The organism is Ktedonobacter racemifer DSM 44963 (genome assembly GCF_000178855.1).
Classification (GTDB): Bacteria; Chloroflexota; Ktedonobacteria; order Ktedonobacterales; family Ktedonobacteraceae; genus Ktedonobacter; species Ktedonobacter racemifer.
The window spans coordinates 1,616,742-1,638,810 of record NZ_ADVG01000001.1 but is presented as its reverse complement, the minus strand read 5'-3'; the positions used below and the strand labels follow the sequence as shown (position 1 = coordinate 1,638,810).

General features: G+C 49.5%; 20 protein-coding genes and 1 pseudogene. 12 read left to right on the top strand and 9 right to left on the bottom strand.

Going from position 1 to position 22,069, the window contains the following annotated elements; all coding sequences use genetic code 11:
* Positions 1-7: 7 nt before the first annotated feature.
* From KRAC_RS70890 to KRAC_RS07200, 3 genes are all read right to left on the bottom strand, one after another.
* Positions 8-985, bottom strand: a complete 978-nt coding sequence (locus KRAC_RS70890) for a hypothetical protein (protein WP_157506338.1) — start codon at positions 983-985, stop codon at positions 8-10.
* Positions 986-1,305: 320 nt separating this feature from the next.
* Entirely contained in the window at positions 1,306-3,198 is a 1,893-nt protein-coding gene (locus KRAC_RS07205) for a sensor histidine kinase (protein ID WP_007905639.1), read from the bottom strand.
* 200 nt (positions 3,199-3,398) lie between these two features.
* Positions 3,399-4,622 (bottom strand): hypothetical protein, encoded by a 1,224-nt coding sequence (locus KRAC_RS07200; RefSeq protein WP_007905638.1) that lies wholly within the window; start codon positions 4,620-4,622, stop codon positions 3,399-3,401.
* Between the two features lie 244 nt (positions 4,623-4,866).
* Between KRAC_RS07200 and KRAC_RS07195 the strand changes: the two are divergent.
* Positions 4,867-5,040 (top strand): annotated as a pseudogene (locus tag KRAC_RS07195) (type I restriction-modification system subunit M N-terminal domain-containing protein); the annotation flags it as partial.
* 64 nt (positions 5,041-5,104) lie between these two features.
* Here the strand turns inward: KRAC_RS07195 and KRAC_RS07190 are convergent.
* On the bottom strand, positions 5,105-5,542 hold the full coding sequence (locus KRAC_RS07190; RefSeq protein ID WP_007905637.1) for a hypothetical protein: 438 nt from the start codon (positions 5,540-5,542) through the stop codon (positions 5,105-5,107).
* A gap of 36 nt (positions 5,543-5,578) precedes the next feature.
* Positions 5,579-5,821, bottom strand: a complete 243-nt coding sequence (locus KRAC_RS07185; protein WP_007905636.1) for a hypothetical protein — start codon at positions 5,819-5,821, stop codon at positions 5,579-5,581.
* Positions 5,822-6,192: 371 nt separating this feature from the next.
* Here KRAC_RS07185 and KRAC_RS61010 point away from each other — a divergent pair, with 371 nt between their 5' ends.
* Together KRAC_RS61010 and KRAC_RS07175 are read left to right on the top strand one after the other, a co-directional pair.
* Positions 6,193-7,323: a hypothetical protein gene (locus KRAC_RS61010; RefSeq protein ID WP_007905635.1), complete on the top strand. Its 1,131-nt coding sequence runs from the start codon at positions 6,193-6,195 to the stop codon at positions 7,321-7,323.
* Positions 7,324-7,602, top strand: a complete 279-nt coding sequence (locus tag KRAC_RS07175; RefSeq protein ID WP_040442062.1) for a hypothetical protein — start codon at positions 7,324-7,326, stop codon at positions 7,600-7,602.
* On the opposite strand, the gene KRAC_RS07170 is transcribed toward KRAC_RS07175, so the two are convergent.
* Positions 7,594-7,908: a DUF1841 family protein gene (locus tag KRAC_RS07170; RefSeq protein WP_007905634.1), complete on the bottom strand. Its 315-nt coding sequence runs from the start codon at positions 7,906-7,908 to the stop codon at positions 7,594-7,596. The genes KRAC_RS07175 and KRAC_RS07170 overlap by 9 nt on opposite strands.
* Positions 7,909-8,396: 488 nt before the next feature.
* Between KRAC_RS07170 and KRAC_RS07165 the strand changes: the two genes are divergently transcribed.
* From KRAC_RS07165 to KRAC_RS07130, 9 genes are all read left to right on the top strand, one after another.
* Positions 8,397-10,028 carry a hypothetical protein gene (locus KRAC_RS07165; protein WP_007905633.1) on the top strand — a complete coding sequence of 544 codons (1,632 nt, stop codon included), beginning with the start codon at positions 8,397-8,399 and terminating at the stop codon, positions 10,026-10,028.
* 62 nt (positions 10,029-10,090) lie between these two features.
* A complete protein-coding gene (locus KRAC_RS07160) occupies positions 10,091-10,549 on the top strand; it encodes a hypothetical protein (RefSeq protein ID WP_007905632.1) in 459 nt (152 codons plus the stop codon).
* Positions 10,536-10,736 (top strand): hypothetical protein, encoded by a 201-nt coding sequence (locus KRAC_RS07155; protein ID WP_040442069.1) that lies wholly within the window; start codon positions 10,536-10,538, stop codon positions 10,734-10,736. The genes KRAC_RS07160 and KRAC_RS07155 overlap by 14 nt, the downstream gene beginning before the upstream one ends.
* On the top strand, positions 10,714-11,013 hold the full coding sequence (locus tag KRAC_RS74450) for a hypothetical protein (protein WP_007905625.1): 300 nt from the start codon (positions 10,714-10,716) through the stop codon (positions 11,011-11,013). The genes KRAC_RS07155 and KRAC_RS74450 overlap by 23 nt, the downstream gene beginning before the upstream one ends.
* Before the next feature lie 267 nt (positions 11,014-11,280).
* Positions 11,281-13,071 (top strand): SWIM zinc finger family protein, encoded by a 1,791-nt coding sequence (locus KRAC_RS07150; RefSeq protein WP_007905623.1) that lies wholly within the window; start codon positions 11,281-11,283, stop codon positions 13,069-13,071.
* A 90-nt stretch (positions 13,072-13,161) separates the two neighbouring features.
* Complete coding sequence (locus KRAC_RS07145; protein WP_007905622.1) at positions 13,162-13,470, top strand: hypothetical protein; 309 nt, start codon at positions 13,162-13,164, stop codon at positions 13,468-13,470.
* A 174-nt stretch (positions 13,471-13,644) separates the two neighbouring features.
* Positions 13,645-14,334 (top strand): hypothetical protein, encoded by a 690-nt coding sequence (locus tag KRAC_RS07140; protein ID WP_007905621.1) that lies wholly within the window; start codon positions 13,645-13,647, stop codon positions 14,332-14,334.
* A gap of 7 nt (positions 14,335-14,341) precedes the next feature.
* On the top strand, positions 14,342-16,075 hold the full coding sequence (locus KRAC_RS07135) for a VOC family protein (protein ID WP_007905620.1): 1,734 nt from the start codon (positions 14,342-14,344) through the stop codon (positions 16,073-16,075).
* Between the two features lie 832 nt (positions 16,076-16,907).
* Entirely contained in the window at positions 16,908-17,291 is a 384-nt protein-coding gene (locus KRAC_RS07130; RefSeq protein WP_007905619.1) for a DUF7715 family protein, read from the top strand.
* A gap of 369 nt (positions 17,292-17,660) precedes the next feature.
* Here KRAC_RS07130 and KRAC_RS07125 read toward each other — a convergent pair whose 3' ends face one another.
* The 3 genes from KRAC_RS07125 to tnpC form a co-directional block, all read right to left on the bottom strand.
* Positions 17,661-17,993 (bottom strand): hypothetical protein, encoded by a 333-nt coding sequence (locus KRAC_RS07125; protein ID WP_007905618.1) that lies wholly within the window; start codon positions 17,991-17,993, stop codon positions 17,661-17,663.
* Between the two features lie 237 nt (positions 17,994-18,230).
* Entirely contained in the window at positions 18,231-18,443 is a 213-nt protein-coding gene (locus KRAC_RS07120) for a hypothetical protein (RefSeq protein WP_007905616.1), read from the bottom strand.
* An 8-nt stretch (positions 18,444-18,451) separates the two neighbouring features.
* Positions 18,452-21,181: an IS66 family transposase gene (gene tnpC / locus KRAC_RS07115; protein WP_007905614.1), complete on the bottom strand. Its 2,730-nt coding sequence runs from the start codon at positions 21,179-21,181 to the stop codon at positions 18,452-18,454.
* Between the last annotated feature and the right edge of the window lie 888 nt (positions 21,182-22,069).

The following is a 22,069-nucleotide window of genomic DNA, read 5'->3' as shown; positions in this document are numbered from 1 at the left end:
ATATTCTCTACAAGTACGTCGAATATCCTAAATCTTTCATTATAGAACGCCACATTTCTTGTGCTTCCCTTTCTACTAATAAAAAGGGATCTCCTGTTAATTGGGCTATCTGTCTGGCACTGGGATAAACGCCTTGGGAATGGAGTAATAAAGCTGCTTGAGTAATACTATAACAAATGTTATCCAGCCGTCTCTTATGTTGCTCTTCTCTTTCTAAGCGACGCTTTAAAGAAATTTGCTTACATAATTCGGGAAAGTGCCACCAGAGGAAGCTATCATTGTGACCAATAGATACAGCTATTTCTTTAATTGAAGGTATGTTTTCTCTCTGATCAAGGCAATCTTCCAATTTTTTTTGAATGAAGTCACGGTCATATCTCTCATAATATCGCGTGACAACTGCGGAACAAAGATCTGGAAAATATTTACGTAATGTCTCTGGGGCGCAACCTACTTGTCTGGCAACAAATGACAATGGTACTCGCTTCTCAGAGACGAGCGCGCTTTCTAAAGTTCGCATGAGGCAAACTTTAGCATTATCATTGGCCCATTGCTTTCGATAACGCTTGTTGACTTCTTTACATAGATCGGGACAATACTTTAAGAGTGTAGAAGGATGGCAACCAATATCATTAGCAATTTTCTTTAAACTTGGAAATGGATATATTTCCTTCTGTAGTAAATCTGCCAATGATTGCTGCATAAGTTTTATATCGCTTTCAGCTATTCGTTTCCATTTATCACTAAATACACATTTTATTTCATATTTATCAGATGGAAACCTTGTTTGCAGCAGACGAGGGCTTTCTGTTAGAAATTCTAAAGGTGAAATTGATAGTAAATAACATACGCGTAACAGTATATGGAAATGCGGCAGATGCCGTTCGTTAATATATGCCCATAAGACTTGTACGTCTAATTGTAGTATACGTGCTAATGCACTCAAATTCCCATCGGCGTGTGTATCTAAAAGCAACTTTATCATACTCGGAATTTGCTCTTTAGATGGCGGGTTAGAAGTGTTAGAGTTACTTGCGAGTAATTCACCTATGGAAAGGTTTATCCAACACTGCCGATTAAAATCTGTTGCATTGGAGAGCATCAATTCAGTATTGCCACTATCCTTCCCTAACCAACACGAACAGAATGGGCAATGCCCAACTCTGCTACGCTGAGCTAGATGTGGCAGAACCTTATGGCATAGAGGACAATGAGTCTCAAGTGAGAGGTGATGAACTGGACACAGCTTGATAGAATCTAGAGCAGTGTTCACAGAGCTTGAGCCAGACGGCAAGGGAACGTGTCTCACTTTCCCAGAGATGGGGTGATGGGCACTGTCAACCAGAACGTGGCTCCCTGGCCAGGAGCACTCTGGACCCCAATGCTCCCCCCATGCCGTTCAATGAACACCCGGCACAAATACAGGGGCAATCCACAGCTCAGATCCAGTCTATGTTGGACCGCGCTGCCTTTGGCGCGATAGAAGCGGTCCCAAATATGATCAAGATCTTCTCTCGCAATGCCTGCTCCCTCGTTGTGGATGGAGACATGTGCGAGCGCTTCCTCCACCCATAAGTGCACCTCGACCGGCCGTCCTGGAGGAGAAGAGGTACGTGCATTCGTCAGGTAGGTGGTGAGCACGTACGTGATCCGCCCGGCATCGGCGAGGATGGGCACACCTTGTTCCAAAGGCGGAACATCCAGCACGATGGGACTCTCTGGCGCGGCGTGTTGCTGCCTGGCCACCACCTCTCGGAGCAGGGTGCCCAAATCCTCTTGGTGCAAGGACAAGGTGAGCGTATTGGTCTGGATCCGCGCATCATCGATCAAGTCATTGATCATCCGCTGCTGAAGCTGGGCACTCTGTGACGCTGAGACTAAGGGTTGCTGAACATGGGCAAGGGGCTCGCGTATCTGAGCTGACGGAGGAGCGAGCTGATCCTTTAAGGTCTGCAAGCGGCGCTGTGCTAATTGCAGATTGCCCAGGATCCCCGTCAGTGGGGTGCGCAGTTCATGCGTGGCCAGGATCAGAAAGTCGCCCGCCAGGCGATGCACTTCGCGCTGGATGAGTGCTCTGTTCTTTTTCCCTTCCTGTGCAGAGAAACCGTGAATGCCCTCAAGGAGCAGCATGGTCTGCGCGGTGACGGCTCTCACCAGCGCAATCTCCTCTAGCGTGTGCGCCCCCTTCGAACTTGCTTTGATGATGGCCAACACCCCAACCCACTGCTGCTCCAAAAACAGCGGAAGGAACAGGAAAGTCTCGGAGCTAGGAGACACGGGGTGAAGATGCGCCGGAAAAGGCAGTTGTTTCCCGAGACGTTCAATGGTGTGCAACTGATCATACGCCAGCACGACCTCCTGGTTGGCGCCCAGGCGAGCGCGTGCCGCGTCGTCAAGCACTTCTGAGAGATGGAAGAATCCCCCAATGTCTCGCCAGTACTGTTCTTGTTCAGCGGTATAGCCACTGCCTGCGACAAAATACAGATGGCCTGTTCGACGACCGAACGCGAGCATGCCCACCCAGAGACCATCCAGGACAGACCGGACGACATCCACCACCTGCTGGGCCACGAAGAGCACCGAAGGCGAGAGGAGGAAGGTTTCTTCTGGCAAGACGTGATCCATTTGTTCAGGAATCTGCGCGATCGCGGCAATCAACTTCAACATCGCCTCATGGGTACGTTGGAGGTGGGAGACTTCCTGACGGCAATGTGTGAACTCCTGGATGACAGAGACGGTTTCTTCCACGTCGCGCTCTTGATCACTCGCGGAAAAGGAACGAACCGTCACCGAGATCGTGCGCCCCGAAGGGAGATGCAGCAGCAGCGCCTGTGCTGGCGAACAAGCTCCTGTTATCCCGACAAGAGCGAGGTTCATCAGCCATTGCTCTGAGGGAGCGCATGGTGGCTGCTCATCAGAGCGGATGTAAGATGTGAGAAATTGCTGGTAGTCTCTTCCTTGACATTGGGCTTCGGAACCCACTTCAAAGAGCTTGCAAGCAGCAGCATTGATCCGTATAATCTTCTGGTTGCGATCACACGCAATGAGACCCTCCGGGAAAGACTCCCAGAGGGCTTCCACTTGGTTGAGTCGCTTGTGTGTTCCCCTCAAAGGGCGAGCGTGAGGAACCGGCTTTCCTCTAGACATCCCACCCCGTCTCTGTTTGCGCTGTGTGACATGTTGTAAGCTTTTCCCCACCTGAGAGCTCCTTTCAGAAAGGCTCAATCGTGTTGCAAGCTGAGAAAAAGAGCACCCACATACGGTTATTATATGAGTCGTGGAGAAGATATGACAACCTCATCACACAGAGATTACCAGGGCGAGCCCTCTGGTTTGAAAGAAAGGCCGAAGAACGAGGTGGCTCGATCTTTGTGAACGCCGCTATAACACTAAGCAAACTACCAAAGCAAGTGTTGTTGCGGACCAGAATCGGTGTCTGGAGAAAGGAGTTCCAATCCTCCTTGGTTACGCATACCAATACCAAAATATGATCCATCGGGAAGCAGGCTTTCTGCAATATTGTCTTGTATCGCTCTTTGAGTGTCGGGATGATAGGAATATGTTTCTGGGAAAACGTCATAACTGAGAATTTTCTCCAAAGTTAATTGGTCTGCCGCCTGATAAAACCAAACATCGTCGTTTCCCATAGGAAGATCACTTGGTTGCCATCTAATACCCACAAGGGTTCTGTCTCTATACGACCATATCATCCGCTTATCAAAATGATAATTTAGTAATTGAGGTCTTCGATGTGACCCAGCTATAAGGGCTTCCGCTCGTAAGGCGAATTCTTTCGCGATCTGTGGCAAACCTGAAAATAACGCGACTCCAGCATAGTGCCAATATTTTCCAGCTTTAAAATAATTTTCTGATAATTGGCTTATCTGGCTATTTGGTTCGGGATCAATGATCTCAATTAACCCTTGGCTGTGCGTCCTTTTGCTGGAATTAGTAGGTGATGATCTTTTGCGTTGAGCAGCCTGTACAATGATGCCTAGCTTAATAACCTGGCTATGTGTGAGTGTTGTTTCTGACTGCAATTGCACTGTATTGCCACTGGCTTGCTTCTTTTTAACTATATCCCGTCTTGCCTGGCTACGACTTCCATCACTTGTGACTCCTTTGGCCTCTACTTGCAACAAACCTGCGTTATTTGGGAGCAGAGTTGCGTAGTCTAGGGCTTTTTGCCCTCGCACTTTCACGGGATTGAATTCATCAATGCAAATATTAAACATTTCTGAGGTTATTAACAGAGTAAGCCCTACCCCAATGTCGTGACTGAAACCCGAGGCAAAGTCACCCATAATTTCACGCATCTCCAGGTCTCTATGCCGTGGATTTAAAGCCAGATATAAGGCTCCAGTAACAAGCATGCTTTTCTTAAGAAGACGAGGAGCATTTACTGGATAACCAAGCTTTTTTACTGCCGTAGCATGCAATAAGGCAATGAGTGGAAAAGGATAGCCATTTGCTGAGTAGTTCCGATGAAAAGTTTGTACTGATGGATAAGCTGGATTCGCGAAAGAGATTTTATAGGGCGGTTTATCATTCAGACACAATTGGATATACCGCAACCTTTGTAACGCATTTATATCAAAGGTAAACGCAATTTGAGCTTTCATCTCTAACCTCTTAATGTATATTGATTGTTTTCTATTATACATTTAAACTCTTGTATCATCAAATGCTCATAATCTTATTCTCCTGCGATGAACGAGGTGGATGGAGGACGTTGTAAAGGCTTTATTCCGTCATTAGATGCGTGTATAATACTCTCACCTCTACAAATATGTTGCACAGAAGAACGGTAGGAGACGGACCTTGGCACGTAAGAAAAATGGAAGTGGAAGCTACCAGGCAGGAAACATGGCGGCAAGCCAATCAGCATTACCCCTCACAATTCAGTCTGACAATCACCTGACTATTTCTGAGCTTGAGACCTGGCTGTGGGATGCGGCCTGTGTGATCCGTGGCACGGCTGATGCACCAAAATATAAAGACTTTATTTTGCCACTGATCTTTTATAAGCGCCTTTCAGATTAAAAAATGCCTATAGTGATAACTTTGGCCCATTATGTGCGCCTCTTTTAGGTAGATCAGCGCCCTATCTTCTCCACCCGCCCATGGGCTTGAATATAACCACCTCTTTAAAGTCGTGCAGCGCCTCAATCGAATCCTGGACAGGAAGTTTCTGCTGATCTATACGCTTCCAGTCAGTTCGATCCAATGTTCCAATCACCAGATACTGATTACCAACGATTTCCGGGTCGAGGACGGTGAAGACCCTCGTGATAATCTCATCTAACTCATTCTGGTGAGCGATCAACAGATCACAGTGGGGACAGTAGCGGCAGGTCTTATTCAGTAGGAGTGGTTGCTTTGGGTTGATATGGATGAACAGCGGTAGTTTCCGCTGCCCCGTCTTGTTTGCGCATTGCGGGCACTTGCTAAACCGCGCGTCCCGGTAAGGATTGAGAAAAAAGCGGTAGCGCAGAGCTTGTTTTCCAAGCCTTGGAATCGTCTTCTCATCTTTCTTTCCCATTATCACCTCGTTCCTCTGCGAGAAAAAAACGGCCTCTCAGCGAATATCCTGAGCCATATATCGAATGGGTACGCCCAGATCATTGATCCACTCGATCCACGCAACAGGCTGTATCCATTCGTCGCGGGATGCTGTTCTGACTTCCAGAACGCCCTTTCGCCTGCGGGCTCGCGTAATTTTGCGTCTCCTGGTTAGGCCCTCAATCTGGGCGTAAGTCTTGTAATACTGACAGATCAGGTTGATATCTCGAACGTTCACCAATGCGTGTGCTTTTTCCATGCTCTGCCTCCTTCGTTGCTCACATATAACATATCACGCATGTGCTCCTTGGGAGCAATTATCTGGATCAGTTGAGCCTAACCTTCAATCAATGCGACAAACCTGGCAAACAGCTTTGACATCATGCCAGGATGTTCAATATTCTTGTTCCACGCTTATTGTTTTGTAGCGTACTTTTTCTACGTTGACCGCAGAGTTATTCTACGGTTATGGTGACCTTTTTCGCTGCTCGATGCTCATTCTTTTTCATGTTTACAATGGATCACACAGACCAAATTTCAAAATTTTAACATATAAGGGAAGTAGTTGAGCAACGAGTAGATGAAGTTCTATAAGTACTAGCCGTGGCCTCATAGAGAGGATAAGTCGAGATGAGCGAATACCAACGATACGAATTCATGACCAGCGATCGACCTCTGACACGGGCACAACTCGATGCAGTCAATGCCCTTTCCAGTCATATCGAGGCATCTTCCACCCATGCCCTCATTGAATATCAGTGGGGGAACTTCAAGCACGACCCCATCAAAGTGCTCTACACCTTTTTTGATGGCTTTCTGTATTGGGCCAACTGGGGCTCGCCCGAACTGGCTTTGCGTTTCCCGCATGGAATCTTGCCAGCCGAACTCATCAATGGTTATGATCTCGATGAGTTCGTCACGTTCACCCGGCACCCAGATTATGATATCCTTGATATCCACTTTGGTGAGATGGAGAGTCCTGATGAGTGGATTGACTATGAACTGGGATCACTTATCAGCATTCGCGACGAATTGATGGATGGCGACCTGCGATCGCTCTATGTTGTCTGGTTGGCCAGTCAGCGCATGATGGGAAACGGCGATGAAGAGGACGATGAAATCAATGTACCACCTGTTCCGCCCGCCTTTAGCAAGTTAACAGCAGCGCAGCAAGCATTGGCGGAATTGTTACAGGTGCCGCAAGAACTCCTTGCTGCTGCGGCTCAACATAGCCAAGCAACCGCACCATCGACTGACGATGATGTTGCCGCCTGGGTCAAGTTGCTGCCCCCAGATCGCTGTAGCGATTATCTGATTCGATTAGCACACAATGAGCCGCGTCTGAGCCGCCTGCTTGTCAAGGAGTTACGCGAACTGAACCCTCGCAAAGCCAGCCCAATTTTTCCAAGAGGTGAGCGTGTTCCTTATGCTACCCTCTTCGCCGAAAGTAGGACCATAAAGGCTCGGCAGGAACGCGAGGAGCGTGAACGGCAGCAGGAGATCCATCAGCAGCACCTCCAAGATATTCACGATCACCAGGATAACTACTGGCACCAGGTCGATCAGGCGGTGACACGTGGTTCAGGCGCAGGTTACGACGAAGCTGTTCGCGTCTTGATCGAATTGCGTGAGACCGCCAGCCACTTCCAGAAAAACCAGGAGTTTCAAGAGCGTTTCTCGGCCTGGGTCCAGCCACACCTGCGTCGTCCCGCCTTTGTCAAACGCTTGCAAGACCGCGCGTTTGCGTTGCCAGAAAGGTAAATGTTGGTCCATGCCGATACAGAAGAAAGCGGCGAAACGTTTTTCTGCCCAGATGCAATGGCTCTTTCCCCTCTCTCATCATTTTGTTCATCGGTGGCTGCCAGTCTGAAAAAAGAGAAGAAAGGACTTGGTGAAATTCTGAACCTCGCAAAAACGTGGAAAGAGCTTTTTCTACAATCAGTGCGGATGCTGATACTCTTTCTCAGGCGAGAAAACGGTTCTTCACCTTCTGTGCTCATTCTATTCCAAAAATTGTTCAGGACAGCACATTTAGCCTAGTTGCTCAAGAAATGCGGCAAAACGTGCTCGATCAAACGGTTTGTGGTCATGCATTACAGCCCAGATCTCTTCTACCACTGCAGATCCAATCATCTCTATGGCTTGCTTACGCGAATACCCTTTCCCCAGAAGTCGCTCAAGTGCCTGTCGCGTTTCAGGAGGATCATTGTGACGAACCTGATTTTCGACCACCTCCAGGATGGCTGCTTTCAGGTAAGGATTGAATGGGGTCTCCTCATCATATGCTTGATCGACCCCTCGGTTTTTGCTGCTTGACCTCTGGTGCTTCTTTCGCTTTTCTCTCATCTGCTTTATTCCTCCTTCTGGCAACTTCCCCCTCTGTATACTATATCTCTCTGGCGTTCTGAACAGCTACTTTACAGCAGTCGCTGGCGCCTGGAAATGTGCCTCCAGGGAAAAGGAGTAAGCCTTTGCCTCCAATCTAAACGCCCAGGAGCCAGAAAGCATCACTCTGTGAAAAGAGATCAAGGCGCTCACATTCCCAGATTCAGGAATACCACTTGGGGGAGCACCCTTTGAATCGTGCGATGTACCGAGGAATACTGTTCATCTTTTCCGAAAAAGTCCGTTGCCGACTGCCTCAACGACGGTCTCTTCCGTCTGCGCAGATGTTGTCTCGTGAGAAGATTCGAGGTATAACATGATCGGGACCGTCGTACAGGAAGAAAAACAGGTCCCAGGTAAAAGGGATCTAAAAGCGGCCAGGCCACGCGGTCAGTGAACGTGAAACCACTTTGAGATGCTGGCAGAGAAAGGGAACGGAGGAAACCTCGATGGCAAAAATCCACCGTGGAGCGAATGGGAAAGATCAGCCGGGACTCATGGGGCGGCTCGGCGAAAAGAGCCGCGAAGAACTCCTGGCTTTACTAGAACAACTGGTGCAACGACAGCCTGAGATAGAACCCTTACTAGAATTGCTGGCGGAGCTGCCGCTGACGGCAACGACCCAACAGAAGAAGCGGCCAGGCAAGGGGCGAGAGCGGACGCTTGATCCCTCCGCTATTCGAAGTCAGGTGGACTCGGCTTTCTATCACGCGGGAGAAGGATGGGATGCGGCCAGCCGCGTTGCAGGTGATTTAGAGCACCTCTCCGACATTGGCAAGGACTTTGCCGAGGCGGGCGAGTGGGCCAACGCTCAGACGGTGTACGCAGCTCTTGCAGAAGAAACGATGATCCACTATGAGGGATTACACGATGAGGGCCAGGTCAGTTGGGTTCTGGGTGAATGCGCTGCTGGCCTGGTCGCCTGTCTGAACGCTCAGCCCACGCTCCCACAACATGAACGATTGGGTCCTTCAGCACGCGAGGAGCTGTTAACAGCGCTGTTCGACCTCTGGAAATTTGGCTACAATTATGGTGGAATTGGGGAAGATGTCGCTGAGGCGCTGGCGGAGCACGCAACAGCACAGGAACGGAAGAGCATTGAAGCATGGATACGTGAGGAGCTGAGACCCGGGCAGGACTTCTCAAGCAAGTGGCACAACCGCCACCTCATCGACTTTCTGGCGACGCTCAAACAGGCAGAGCACTTCAGCGAGGAAGATGTCCTTGAAGAATATCGCAAAGTCGGCCTGTACAAAGAAATGGCAGAGAAATGCTTGCAGCTTGGCCGTCAACAGGAAGCACTGTCCATCGCCCAGGCCAACGTCACCGAACCGATGGACGTGACCTGGTTTGCAGAGCAGTTGTTGAAATCAGGTGAGGTGTGGCAAGAGCAGGCCCTGGCATTTGTAGAAATGAGGCTGGGAGAGGTCAAACCTGCCCTCCCGGGCAAGTCACAGGACTTCACAAGTGCACAGGCCGTCGAGACGTATCGGCGCTGGCTGGGCGAAAAGTACCTGTTGTACGGCCAGGCAAAGCAAGCGACGGACATGGAGCTCGCGCGTTTCCAGGCGAACCCGGACCATACCACCTATCGCTCCGTTCGATCGGCGGCCCTGGCAACTGGTCAGCCGGGAGATCTCTGGCCTGGCCTGCGACCACAGCTGATCCAGACGTTAGAACAGCAAGGCCGTTGGGGGGCGCTCGTCACTCTCTACCTGGATGAGAAAGAGATCGGCCAGGCGCTTGCAGCCCTGGCGGAGATGGAGCATACACCAGGAGCGATATCCATAGGATATCGCTTTGAGGGTCCTGCGAGCCGCTACCAAGCGCAAGTGGCAGAAGCTGCCGAGGAGTCTTACCCGAATGAAGCGCTTCGGCTGTACAAGCCTGTGGTCCAAAGACTCATTGATGGGCGTGGACGCGAAAATTACCAGCAAGCGACAGGCTACTTGACCCGGATCAAACGCTTGTACCAGAAGCAGGAGCAGGAAGCGGAATGGGAGAGGTATATTACCACCCTGCGGAACAGCAACAAGAGCTTACGAGCGTTGAAAGAAGAATTGGACAAAAGAGGTCTCTAGTGGGGGCAGCGAAGCCACGTGGCTTCGCTGCGCGTGACCAGGGAAAGTGAGGAGAACGAACGATGGCGAAAAAAGCACATACATCGAAAAAGAAAAACCGCATCATCACCAACGTCTCACCAGTTGATAAACAGCTCGACCTCATTGGGTCCCAGATCGTGCAAAGAAACTATGTTGAGGCAGTGGCTACCTGCGAGCGCCTGTTGAACTATCTCCCACAGCATGCGCCGCAGCGCGCTGATGTGCTGGCACAACTGGGAACTGCCCAGGGCATGCTTCAGCACTTCCCGCAAAGCTATGACGCGTTTACCCAGGCGCGTACTCTCGAACCGAAGAACGCCGAACTCTGGTACAACCGAAGTATGGCAAATCGCTTTACCATGCGCTTTGGTCAAGCGTTACGCGACATTGAGCGGGCCATCGAACTGAACACAAGAAGTGAACTGACTGAGCAGTTCGATGAAGCGTTGCAGTTCAGTCGTCAGCTCACGGAAAAGTCCCATCACATTGCGCGGACCTGACTTTATGGTGGATCAATTGATCGAGCAAGAAACCCTTTTCCAGCAGGGCCTGCTCCTCATGGAAAGCGGGAAGAAAGAGGAGGCCGGGCAGGCATTTCAAACATCAATTGCCATGGGAGACTGCTTACCGCAGGCAGCCCTGGGGGAATCTGGGAATCTGCCTGATGATGCAGGAACGCTACGATGAAGCCGAAGCGGCTTTGAAGCGCGCACTTGAGATCGATCCTGACTATGCAATCGCCAAAAGCAATCTTGTCGTGCTCCGTACATCTCGACGAACAGGTCCACCTGTTCGGGTTGAACTCAATGAGCCGTTAAGGGCAGCAAGCTCAACCAATCAATCACTTTTATTAAGGAGTAGCAACTTATCGATGGCCAATCGAAAAAAGAAAGCCACAACACAGCTTGGCAAACAGCCTCCGCGCTACCGCTTCTTTCTCAATCCGTACCAAGGTATGCGGTGAAGGTAACCCCTGGTGGCTAGGTAAGCCACCTTAGAGGTTTTCAGAGAAACCATCAAACAGGGGCAAGCTCAGTTCAGTTGTGGTAGAATAGTTGGGGAAATCAGGCAGGAAGGTACCTAGTACTCACATTCTACACTCATTGATGCAGGAACGAGAAGTCATCGTCAGTTGGGTACAAGACGCTCCTTCCGCTAGCCAAGAGACGAAATTGGGAGCGACTTCCATTCGCCAGCGCTACGAGAACTTGCTTGTAAAGGGAACCCGGAAATGAAGAGCATCCTCGCACTGACTGAGCACGATATCCGTCGCTTTGTCGGCAAGCAAAACTTCTCGAAGGGTCAGCAGTCTGTCCGTAATGGTGCCATTGTTGGCCCAGTACGGCAAGGCATGATTCTCAAAGCCTATTGCTACGGCTCGCTTCCCGAACCGTATCGTGTACAGGTCGCATTTGACGATACCAGTATCACGACGACTCTTTGCTCCTGTTCAGGAGATACTTCAATAGATGGGAAGTGCGCATGCGAGCATGTTGCGGCATTGCTCCTCACCTGGCACATGCGGCCAGGAGCGTTCACCCAGATGGACGATATCGATACCATCCTGGAGCGACAGAGCAAAGCCCAGTTACTCACACTCATCAAGCAGTTATTCCAGAAACAACCAGAGGTGGAATGGCAACTCACTATGCCACCTCCGCCCGGTCATAAACGTGTGCCGGTCGATACCGATGAGTATCGCCGTCAGGTCGATGCTGCTTTTCAACATGCCAGCCGCGAGTGGGATGCCGTCTATGGTATCTCATCTGATCTCTCTACAATTACTGCTACTGCCGTTCACTTCGCTCAACAACGGAACTATGCCAACTCGGCAGCGATCTATGAAGTGGTGGCAAGAGAAACTCTCAGCTATTACTCTTCCTATCATGATGAGGATGGAGCTCTGGGTCGCATTGTGCAAGAGTGTGTCGAGGGTCTGGGTGCCTGCCTGGAGAACGAGCCAGATGATGAGCTACTCCGCAAGCAGATTCTCACGGCCATTTTTGAGGTGTACCGTTTTGATGTCGATCATGGTGGATTTGGTCTGACGAAAGATATTCCATCCGAATTCCTCCAATCTACTACGCCTGAAGAAAAACACCAGATTGCACAATGGGTTCACGCTGCCCTTGCCGAACTTCAACAAAACAAGCAGGAGAGCGAGTGGCGTTGGCAGCACTATGGTAGCCTGCTGTTAGCTTTGGAGGCAGACAGACTGAGCGATGAGGAATTCCTGCGGATCGGTCGTGAGACAAAGAGTGTCCAGGAAGTCGTCGCCCGACTGCTGGAGCTGAGTCGGGTGGATGAAGCTGTTCAGGATGCGAGCCAGGTTGATGGTTGGCAGGTGGTGAAGCTTGCAGACCTCTTTGTTCAGTATGGGCAGGACGTCGCGATTGAACGTATGATGTATGAAAAGGCTCAGCAGGAAAGGCATACCATTGCGGCGGAATGGCTGAAAAACCACCACCTGGCGAAGAATCATCTTGCAGCAGCACTTGAGATGGCCGAACTCATTTTCCGTAAGCGACCATGGCTTGCGGAGTACCAGAAAATACGCGAACTCGCGATCCAACTTGGAACCTGGGAAGCGGCGCGGCAAGCAACCCATACGTTTCTGAAAACCATGCATAACACCTCTACCCTGGTAGAAATTGCACTCGATGAAGGCGATAGTGAGCAAGCACTCCATTTACTAGAAGCGGCAAGGCCCCATGGTCATGAGGGGTATCAATGGAAGTACGACTATGCTCGTACTCCTGACGTAGCGCTAAAAGCCGCTGAACGCACAGAAGAGGCCTATCCTCACGCTTCGATAGACCTCTACCAGCAACACGTTGAGCATCTCATCACTGAGCGTGGACGCGGCAACTATCAAGTTGCGTGTCGATACCTGGTAAAAATTCGGTCCCTGTATGAGAAGTTGGATGAACCTGAGCAGCGGACAAACTACATCGCCTCGTTACGCAAGCTGCATAGTCGACTCTCCACTTTGAAGGAAGAACTGGCCGTAGCTGGTTTGTAAGGAAAAATGTGATGACCGATCGTCTCAAGCAAGAGGAATACGTTCCTGCTCAGCTCTTTCATGAGGTGAGGCAAGGCACTGGAGGATTTAATGAGTAACCAACCACTGTTTCAAGTCACCAATCATCATGGAGAAGCTTGTGGTATACCGCCGCAAATTGATGCGCAAACCTTTTCCGGCGTTTATCGCAGTTACTTCGAGAACCAGAATGGTGAGCAGGCTGTCTTCCTGTATGACTATGAGCAGGAACACGGCATACTCTATATGGGTGATGCAGGATGGGAACATCCGTATGCTGTCGTAGATGGGAAGATACCAGATCTCATGCTTAACCACCCAGAGCAACTATGGTTTATCCGCTTGTTGGGAAGCCAGCGGCGCGTTGAAATCGGTGCGTGAGCAAATACGCGAAGAGCGTAGGAGAAAGCAAAAGTAGACGGAAAAACTTGTGTAGCCGTCCTGGATGATTTATCGATCATGAGAAAGAGAACCAAAGGTCTCCGCTGCTCTCCCTATACATCCATGATAAGATCGTACTGTACGATACATACCACTTCTTTAGAGGAACAAGTGATGAAAGCGCTACAGAAAAAGCTCGAACAGCGTGAGAAAACCGAACTCATTGCCATTATTCAACAGATGCTGCGTCAGGAGCCAGATGTGCAATGGCTGCTCACGACGCCGCTCCCCACATCTGGAGCACAAGAGGTCTCACTTGACCCGGAAGTATATCGGCAACAGGTTCTGGCTGCTATGGCAGCGGGAGATCAGCCACGCCAGCGTAAACGCCACGAAGTCGAACGACGGCTCACCGCGATCAAGGCTATTGCTGATGGGTTTGTGAAGCAGCAGCAATACGCCGCAGCACTCACGATCTATGAAGTGCTCATCACTGAGATCATTACACACTATAATGACTATCAAGACGAATATATTGCCTTTAGCCTCATGCTTCAGAGCAGTATTGATGGGTTGGACTCGTGTTTTGCTGGCGAGGAAGACAACCAGCAGATACGACTGCGTGTCTTACAGGCACTCTTTGCCATCTATCGCTTCTATACTGATAGTGGCATGGATCTGGATGAAGACATTCCTGCGCTTCTGATAGGCAACACCACAGCGGAGGAACGAGAGATCATTACAACGTGGGTCCGTGATGTACTTGCTCCCATCAAGCCAACCAGAGAGAGCAGATGGGGCAGTGGGGCCAGTCGCCTGTCATACGAGACATTGATCGCAGGATTAGCAAAGGGCGAAAGGTAAGTGAATCATGACCAGAACAAGTTGGGTGGAGCTATGTGTGAGTGATTTAGAGCAATCTATCAGGTGGTTCGAGCACGTCCTGGGCTTTCGTGTCATCGCTCTCGAAACAAACGGATTTGTTGAATTGTCATCTGGCGAGACCTCCATACTCCTGGCCCCTGATGACGCCCCCTACTGGGCATCCGAACGCCCGCACCTTCTCCCGTCGGGGCAGCGCGGTAGCGGCGTTGAGATTATACTCCTTGTAGAGAACATAGATGCTGTCTATCGCCAGGCTCAACAAGCCGGGGCCGATATTCTACGTGAGCTGGCAGATTTTCCCTGGCACCTGCGACAATTCTGGGTGCGCCACCCCGACGGCTACCTCATCCGCCCGGCGCAAAAGATCCTCTCCGTCAACCCGGCAACCTACCATCACCAGATCGCCACTGTATTTCAACGTAATGTACCACGCATTGCCGAGGAATTGGCAAAAGTAAAGCAGGAGGCTGATCGGCTATTGCTGCAACAAGATTACCTCGGTGCTGTTACGATCTATGAAATGCTGGTAACAGAGATCTTCGAGAAATCTCATCTCTACTTTGAGGAAGAAGAGGCGTATGATGATTACTCCGAAGAAGAAGCGTACTATCCAGAAGAGGAAGAGTTAGAGGAGTTTATCGGGGAGTGTATTGAAGCATTGGGTCACTGTCTGGCTGACGAGCGGACTGATCGGGTGGCGCGTGAGAAGTGTAGAGAAGTGTTATTTGACATCTATAGACAAGATGTATATGAGAGTCACGGTTTTACGACCAGCACAGCGGACCAACTCGTGAGATACACAACATCGCTGGAACGAGACAGACTTGCGGAGCAGATTCGTACGCTCCTGACAAAGGCCGGCGGCTCCGTACGTCAGAGCTATGGCAAGTTCTTGCTGGACCTGCAAAAAGAGACTCTGGAGGATGAAGCTTACCTGCATATCTGTCGTGAGGCCGGACTCACCTCCTACCTGATTGATCGGCTCTTAACGCTTGGGCATATTGACGAGGCAGCGCGAGAAACGCAGTCGATAGATAATGATGATCAATTCCTGGGACTTGCTGACCTCTTCATTCCTCACCAACAGGATGCTGTGGCCGAGCGTCTGGTGAAAGCACGCAGCAAAGAGAAACCAGCCGTGCGCGTCTTGGAATGGCTGCAAACATATTATCAGGCCAGGGAGAACTACACTGCCACGTTGGAAATAACCGAAACGTTGTTCCGTACACAGCCTTTGCTCAAACACTACCAGAGGCTACGTGACCTTGCCAGACAACTTGACTGCTGGCAGACGCTTCGGCCAGCATTGCTTGCTTTCTTGGTAGCGTCGAAAACCACCAGACCCTTGATTGAGATCGCGTTGGACGAAGGCGAGATTGACAAAGCCTTATTGCAACTGAAGGAGTTAGCGAAGAAGGATCGCTATGGTACGACCTACGAAGGTGACTACGGATATGGCATTGATCTGAGGGTTGCTCAAGCTGCCGAAGAGACCGATCCACATGAGGCCATCACACTGTATCAGCAGCGTGCCGAACGACTGATTGCCCAACGTGATCGTAAGCAGTACCACGAGGCATGTACATTTCTGGCAAAGGTGCGCTCCGTGTATGAGAAGATTGGTGAGCGTGGAGCATGGGCCAGTTACATGGCGACGCTCCGTCAGCAAAACCGCAACCTGCCTGCGTTGAAAGATGAACTGGCGAAAGCAAAGCTGTAGATACGCAGATATCACCTACCCAACAACGGATGTGCAAGTTTTTCAGGGGTTATCAGTGACGGCCCCTGTTGTCTGTCACTCTCGCCTCCACCCATTCGTCACGAGATGCGGTTCTGACTTCTAGAATGCCCTTTCGCCTACGAGCTCGCGTAATTTTGCGCCTCCTGGCCATACCTTCAATTAAAGAAACGAATTCAGCAGTAAAGAGACTGGCCACCCAAAGCCAGGCACGGCTCGCTCTTAAGCGTGCCAGAAAATTTGCCCTGGTTTCTACTATTCGTGAAGTTTTTCTGCAAAATCATGCTTCCTCATCAAGACGGCCAGTTACACAAAAATCCAGAATCGTAGTTAGCCGCTTTTCTCCTCAAGCTCAGACAGCTATCACGCTCTGCAAAACTATGGTCTTATCAATCTGCAAAACCCTGGGAATAATGACAGTGCCGTCCGCGCTAATTTTAGAAAAATCAAAAAATTCGGGATAACTTTAGAAAAATCCTTAGAAAGCTTTAAAATGTCTGCCTTAATTTTAGAACCCACATTCCGCAGAAATCTTGACGAGAAAAGGGATTTTCGGTAAGGTAAGGAAAAAGCGGGTGGGATCTCTATCAAAAAATTCTCTGTCTGCTTAGTGTTACCTATTGTGAATCATATTTTCTCTCACCGTAAACTGCGGAATGTGGGTATATTGCTAGATTAAAGGTTACTAGAATAACAGGTGCATCAGCAAGTGATGAGCAAACTTCTTAACTATCACTAAGTGGGTCAGCTAGCAATTGAATACCCCTTGATAACCGCAGCGCCTGACCCACCTAATGACGAAGAGGAGGCATGTATGAGTACACCGATTCCCATCTTCGTTGCAACAAGGCAAACCCAAGGACAACGCGACAACGATTTCTGCTTCGTGCCCGAAGGGGAGATTGTCACCTTCCCTGTCTTCACTTGTACGGGCGAAGAGGCTGATGGAGCGTGTGGGTGTCGTCGCTCCTTATGCGGAGTACACTCCTCAACAGGCACGACGACGATGAAAGTCGCTCTGCTCGAAGGTGGACGTCCTGCATTAGAGCAAGCGATCCGTTCTTCCCTCAGAAGGGGAGGATGGCCGCAAGTCAAGGTTGAGAAGACGATTGCAAAGATCGTTACTGCTGCCTCACAGTTTCCCGTCGGGACGGTTGTGGAATGGCGCGATGACATATTTACCGCTCGTAAGAGCTAAGAGACGCTTATCCTTGTACTGGCTGCCTGGCACGCCTGTTCGCAAAATTGCATCTTCGCCTTCTTCTCCTCTTTATTTGCTTGGTGCGTGAAACTCGAGAGAGGGAAAAGCAAGGACGTTCTTCTCACTCTTCCCGAGAAAAAGCCTCACACATACAAGAAAGACAGACGCTTGCTTAGAAAATATGCTGTGGCACATTCGAAAAATAAATTGATCGCGACGTAGTAATCCCGACCAAGCACGACGCCGCACTCAAAGCGGACAAAGACCCGCTCACTCTATGCTAAGCGAGCCACTTCTGCACATCAGCAGAAGAAACGCACTGCTTACTGTTCAGGTCCAGTTCGGTTTTGATGCCCCTTTTGACCTTCATGGCTCAAGCAGCCCCTCCGAGTATTTCCACTTCAGGTCCTCCAGAGCTTGTGCCTGCTCTTCGGCAAGGTAGGCTTCATGCTCCTCTGGTGTCATCTGCTCTATCGTGTTCACAAGCTTGCTTCCGTCCCAACTCGAGTCGAGGAGAAAGCCATTTCGTTGTGCTTCCTGCTGAAGCTCCTTCAATTCGACGTCAACGCTCGAAAAGAACTCGTAGTCCCCTCGGGCGACTCTGCGCTTGACATCAGGGAGTTGATCGAACTCAGCATGTCTCCTCTCCCACAGTTCGATATAGCGACTAAGCGCCTGCTCTTTGTTAAATTCAGTCATCAGACCTCTTATCTCCCCTCGGTTGCATGACATGCCCAACGCACTGTTTGATTTTTTCGGCTCGCTCTTTAGAGCGACGTCTATAGATGCGACTTGCCATACTCGTGATTACAGCAACAAAGTCGTTTACCAAATCATGGCTGTGTCTGCTGCAAACATACCCTCCAGATGGTGTCCTTACAGTTTATTGCACCTGAAGTTTTTCTGCAAAACTATGCTTCCCCGAAAAGACACAATTCACATGAAAGCAGAAAAACGCAGTTCGGCCTGCTTTGCCATTGAGCTTAGCAAACTGCGTCTTCCTGCAAAACTATGCTTCCCATAGCTTGTCAATAAACAATGGGTTTCACTATTACAAAATTTTACTTGGATTTCAATCGCCACTTTTGCATAGTATCTGTCACGGCTATTATCCTCTTGTTCGAGGCTTTTGAAGAAAGCGAGTGGCATTGCCTCCTTCACAGAACCTTCCCGTTCTTGAACTGATCAATATCTACCTCTCGCGAAAGAAGGAACTGAAAAAATGATTTGTTTCGAAAGCGGCACGTCTGCTTAATTCCAAGCAAACGGAGATACTGGTGGGTAGTAGCCTCGTGGAAATTCATTGATATTTGTTGTTGCTTGACAATATGTCTTAATGCTCGCTCCGCAGTGTTATTATGCCAAGGGATTCCATCGTACTCCAGAAAGGTAAAGAGGCTGTCTCGATAGCGGACAAAGCGTTTTTGGTAGGTGACGACCAGTTCGGATGTGTACTGCTTTCCGGTAATTGTCTGGGTGTAAAATGCGCTGACCTGCTGCCTGAATTTAGAGAGGTGTCGTTTTTTCAGGCCATATTTCTGGACTGCTTCCATAATCGGGATGATCAGGTTTCTGACTGCGGACACAAAGGTTTCGTATTCGCTATCAAACGGGCATTTCCAGAGGTCGTCGTTCAGGTCACGGATGAGGTGTACCCAACATTTTTGCTGTCTGCAGGCGATGGCGTCGTAACTGGAGTAGAAATCGGTGATGAGGATACCGTCATAGTTCTTTAAAAACTCATGAGCGGTGGTTGCTTCTCTGGTTTTGCTTAATTGAAAGATGACGTATTTGTCAGTTGTGAAGGTCCACACGTATTGTGTCGTACCTTTGATCGTGATAGGGGTCTCGTCGGCGTGAAGAAAGGGAGATTCAAGCAGATGCTGGATGATACCTTTTTCAGTCTCCGCATACGCGAAACTCAGATTCTCTATAGCATGGACAACGTAAGCTGGGGGCATTGTTTCATGAAACTGCTCTGCCACCATTTCCGCAATACTTTCATAGGTCATGCGCAGAGCAACTCGTTGGTAAACGAGCCAGGCTTGAAATTGATATCCATAGATTTGATTTGAGCTGTATTTCCTGATCCCGGGCGGTGAATAGTATCTGTGACACTTGGTGCAGTATCCCTGGGTTCCCACATATTCCGTGATTGTTTTTCGCATCCCGTTTTTTGCGACAATGAGATCGATAATGACTCTTTTAGACAGCCGTTCTGTTGACCGAAGGGGCACGTCATGATGCGGGCAGACTTCACCAGCTGGCACATGGATGACCTTTGTGGCTTTGAGCCGGACTTTTCTCTGCCCCTGATAGCCTTTTTTCGAGTCCCTTTTTCGCTTCGCCTGAGCAGGCTTTTGATCTTCTTCGTTCGGACGGAATCGTATCTTCTTCTTGTCGTAGTTAGCATGAGCAAATTCGAGCAGTGTTTCAAATTGACTGTGAACTTCTTCGCCCGATGATGTCGTCTGTCGTTTCGGTTGATCGATGAAATCAACATGGGAGAGCGTTTGGGCCGATTCTTTGATGTGAGTGAGTTCATCTACGAGCACCTTGAGTGCCAGACAATCCTCCTGATTATAGGTGATCAACAAACCTTGATACTGCATATCACGGGTTTGGTCCCAATAGTACCGCCACACAAGGCTCTGCAATCCAGAAGCATTCGCTGCGGTCCATCTCGCTCCAAGGAATTTGCCGATCTCCTTCAAACTGTTTGACTTCACAGGAAAGTACACTTTTCCGTAGAGGGAGGTGTTGATGTTGATGAGGCGTTTTTCAAGGCCCGCAATACCAGTCCCATACCGCTTCGATAATGTCATCATTGCCTTCGGGTCATAACTTCCATAATGGTAGAGGGGGGCGTTAGGATACTGGCTGACCGTTTCAAGAAAGGCGCTCCACATGCGCCCTTCGTCTTGGGCTGTGTCAGCCCAAAAAGCGCGATACGAGCTGGTATTGTCCCTACATATCAATACGCCAATGAGGTAGTAGCGTTTCTGATCGGGTATTCCCTCTACATCGAAAAATAATTCGACATTCTGCCGCGAGAATGTCGGGATCTGTTGCAGGTAGATTTTGCCAGTTCTTATGGCTAACGCTTGTAATTCCGGCCGGTGTGCTGCTCGAAGGTTCTTTGCCTGCTTACTTGGCCTTCTCGGCTTGTACACATATGAGAGTTGTTTGACCGTAAAAATCCCCTTTTTTCCATAGTACTGCACATCTTTTGACTTGATTGCCGCAAGCAAACTCAGATTGTCCTCGTTCTCAGCTCTGGTTTGGCAGAGATCACGAAATTGACAAGAGGGGCAATGCTTGTTCAATACAAGAGGGGGTGGTTGGGGAGACAGAGCTGTGGCCCATTTTTGCAAGGGCTGGAGCAATGGAAGAAGGATGTCTGCGCTCTCTTGTAACTTCACTTTGTGGGAGATGCTGTCCGCGCTGATCATCTTCCCGTGTTGGGGAAATTTCCCCTGGATTTTCCCCAACACGTATCCAGCAAAAAGTAGCTCCAGCTTTTGTTCTTTGTTGATGCTATGTGTCCCCACAACCATCACGGGTTCGTAACTATAGTCACCCAGCGATGAGGGTTGCACGACTTTGGTTAACATACTGCATACTGCTTCAAGTCCTTCGGCCAGGAGAGTTGCCTTGATAAGGACGTCACATGCGCTTGTGAGGGCAGCAGGAGTATAGGAGCGAATATCAAGACTCGCTTGTACGAGGGTTGTGAACAAGTGATTCTGCGCCGTACATTGCTGTTGTTGCAATATCTGCTCATACTCGTGAAAGGTTCCTCTCTCCTCGGTACACAGCAGGAGAAATGCCTTTTGCGGGCATAGCGAATAGGCAGCAAGCACTTCAGATGTGATGATTTTGCTCATGCTAGTGTGAAGGCACTCCTAAAAGTTAGAGTATAGTCTGACCTACCATTTTTTTGACAAAATGCGCATGCGCTCTGACTTCCAGAACGCCTTTTCGCCCGCGGGCTCGTGTAATTTTGCGTCTTCTGGTCAGGCCCTCAATCTAGGCGTAGGTTTTGTAGTACCGGCAGATTAGGTTGATGTTCCGAACGGTCTCCAGTGCACGCGCTTTTTCCATGCTCAGCCTCTTTATCGCTTCTACACCGTATATTGTGCTGGTCCCTTCTGCAAGCCACAATCTCAACAAATATTTGCGATATAGACACATTATCACATAAAACAGGTGCCTACTTTTTTCGGACTTAGCATGGAATATTTCGGAGTTTCAATTCAGCTTTTTGATCACTTCGTGCTCATTTCATTTCGGAGTTACGGTGGAATTCCCACTTGTTGGTGATGTGCGATCTCTCGGAAGAGTGGAATAATGACGGAGACAATTTGTAAGCGTGGAAAAAGTGCGCATATGGGTGAAAGTTTGTCTCTTGTAATCGTAGAATACTAAGCGTGTTTCATTCTCTGACCTTGACCCATCAATTCTAGGCAAGGTCATTACTTTCCCCGTAAGGCTTTCGACCTTTTATTTGCCAGAGCCTCCACCCCCGCAATCATTCACAGACCCTGGATTGTTGACAGAAAACAGTCAGATATTCTACAATCTCATCAGTGCCCATTCCACATACGGATGCTGCAATGAGCTTGAATGCACTGGTTCAAGATCTCTCTGTGAATAGTCGCTGACGATCAAGCCTGATTATTGACAGTGGTTCTTGTCGAGTACTCTGTGATGATATCCTCTTGATGATCGTGCTTGCTAGTTCTCGCGCACATACGGCACACAGGTCTCTCATC

Bases quoted from the DNA above. Each gene is read 5' to 3' on its own strand.
- KRAC_RS70890 (WP_157506338.1), bottom strand. From the start codon at position 985: ATGATAAAGTTGCTTTTAGATACACACGCCGATGGGAATTTGAGTGCA.
- KRAC_RS07200 (WP_007905638.1), bottom strand. From the start codon at position 4,622: ATGAAAGCTCAAATTGCGTTTACCTTTGATATAAATGCGTTACAAAGG.
- KRAC_RS07190 (WP_007905637.1), bottom strand. From the start codon at position 5,542: ATGGGAAAGAAAGATGAGAAGACGATTCCAAGGCTTGGAAAACAAGCT.
- KRAC_RS07185 (WP_007905636.1), bottom strand. From the start codon at position 5,821: ATGGAAAAAGCACACGCATTGGTGAACGTTCGAGATATCAACCTGATC.
- KRAC_RS61010 (WP_007905635.1), top strand. From the start codon at position 6,193: ATGAGCGAATACCAACGATACGAATTCATGACCAGCGATCGACCTCTG.
- KRAC_RS07175 (WP_040442062.1), top strand. From the start codon at position 7,324: ATGTTGGTCCATGCCGATACAGAAGAAAGCGGCGAAACGTTTTTCTGC.
- KRAC_RS07170 (WP_007905634.1), bottom strand. From the start codon at position 7,908: ATGAGAGAAAAGCGAAAGAAGCACCAGAGGTCAAGCAGCAAAAACCGA.
- KRAC_RS07165 (WP_007905633.1), top strand. From the start codon at position 8,397: ATGGCAAAAATCCACCGTGGAGCGAATGGGAAAGATCAGCCGGGACTC.
- KRAC_RS07160 (WP_007905632.1), top strand. From the start codon at position 10,091: ATGGCGAAAAAAGCACATACATCGAAAAAGAAAAACCGCATCATCACC.
- KRAC_RS74450 (WP_007905625.1), top strand. From the start codon at position 10,714: ATGATGCAGGAACGCTACGATGAAGCCGAAGCGGCTTTGAAGCGCGCA.
- KRAC_RS07150 (WP_007905623.1), top strand. From the start codon at position 11,281: ATGAAGAGCATCCTCGCACTGACTGAGCACGATATCCGTCGCTTTGTC.
- KRAC_RS07145 (WP_007905622.1), top strand. From the start codon at position 13,162: ATGAGTAACCAACCACTGTTTCAAGTCACCAATCATCATGGAGAAGCT.
- KRAC_RS07140 (WP_007905621.1), top strand. From the start codon at position 13,645: ATGAAAGCGCTACAGAAAAAGCTCGAACAGCGTGAGAAAACCGAACTC.
- KRAC_RS07135 (WP_007905620.1), top strand. From the start codon at position 14,342: ATGACCAGAACAAGTTGGGTGGAGCTATGTGTGAGTGATTTAGAGCAA.
- KRAC_RS07130 (WP_007905619.1), top strand. From the start codon at position 16,908: ATGAGTACACCGATTCCCATCTTCGTTGCAACAAGGCAAACCCAAGGA.
- KRAC_RS07125 (WP_007905618.1), bottom strand. From the start codon at position 17,993: ATGACTGAATTTAACAAAGAGCAGGCGCTTAGTCGCTATATCGAACTG.
- KRAC_RS07120 (WP_007905616.1), bottom strand. From the start codon at position 18,443: ATGCCACTCGCTTTCTTCAAAAGCCTCGAACAAGAGGATAATAGCCGT.
- tnpC (WP_007905614.1), bottom strand. From the start codon at position 21,181: ATGAGCAAAATCATCACATCTGAAGTGCTTGCTGCCTATTCGCTATGC.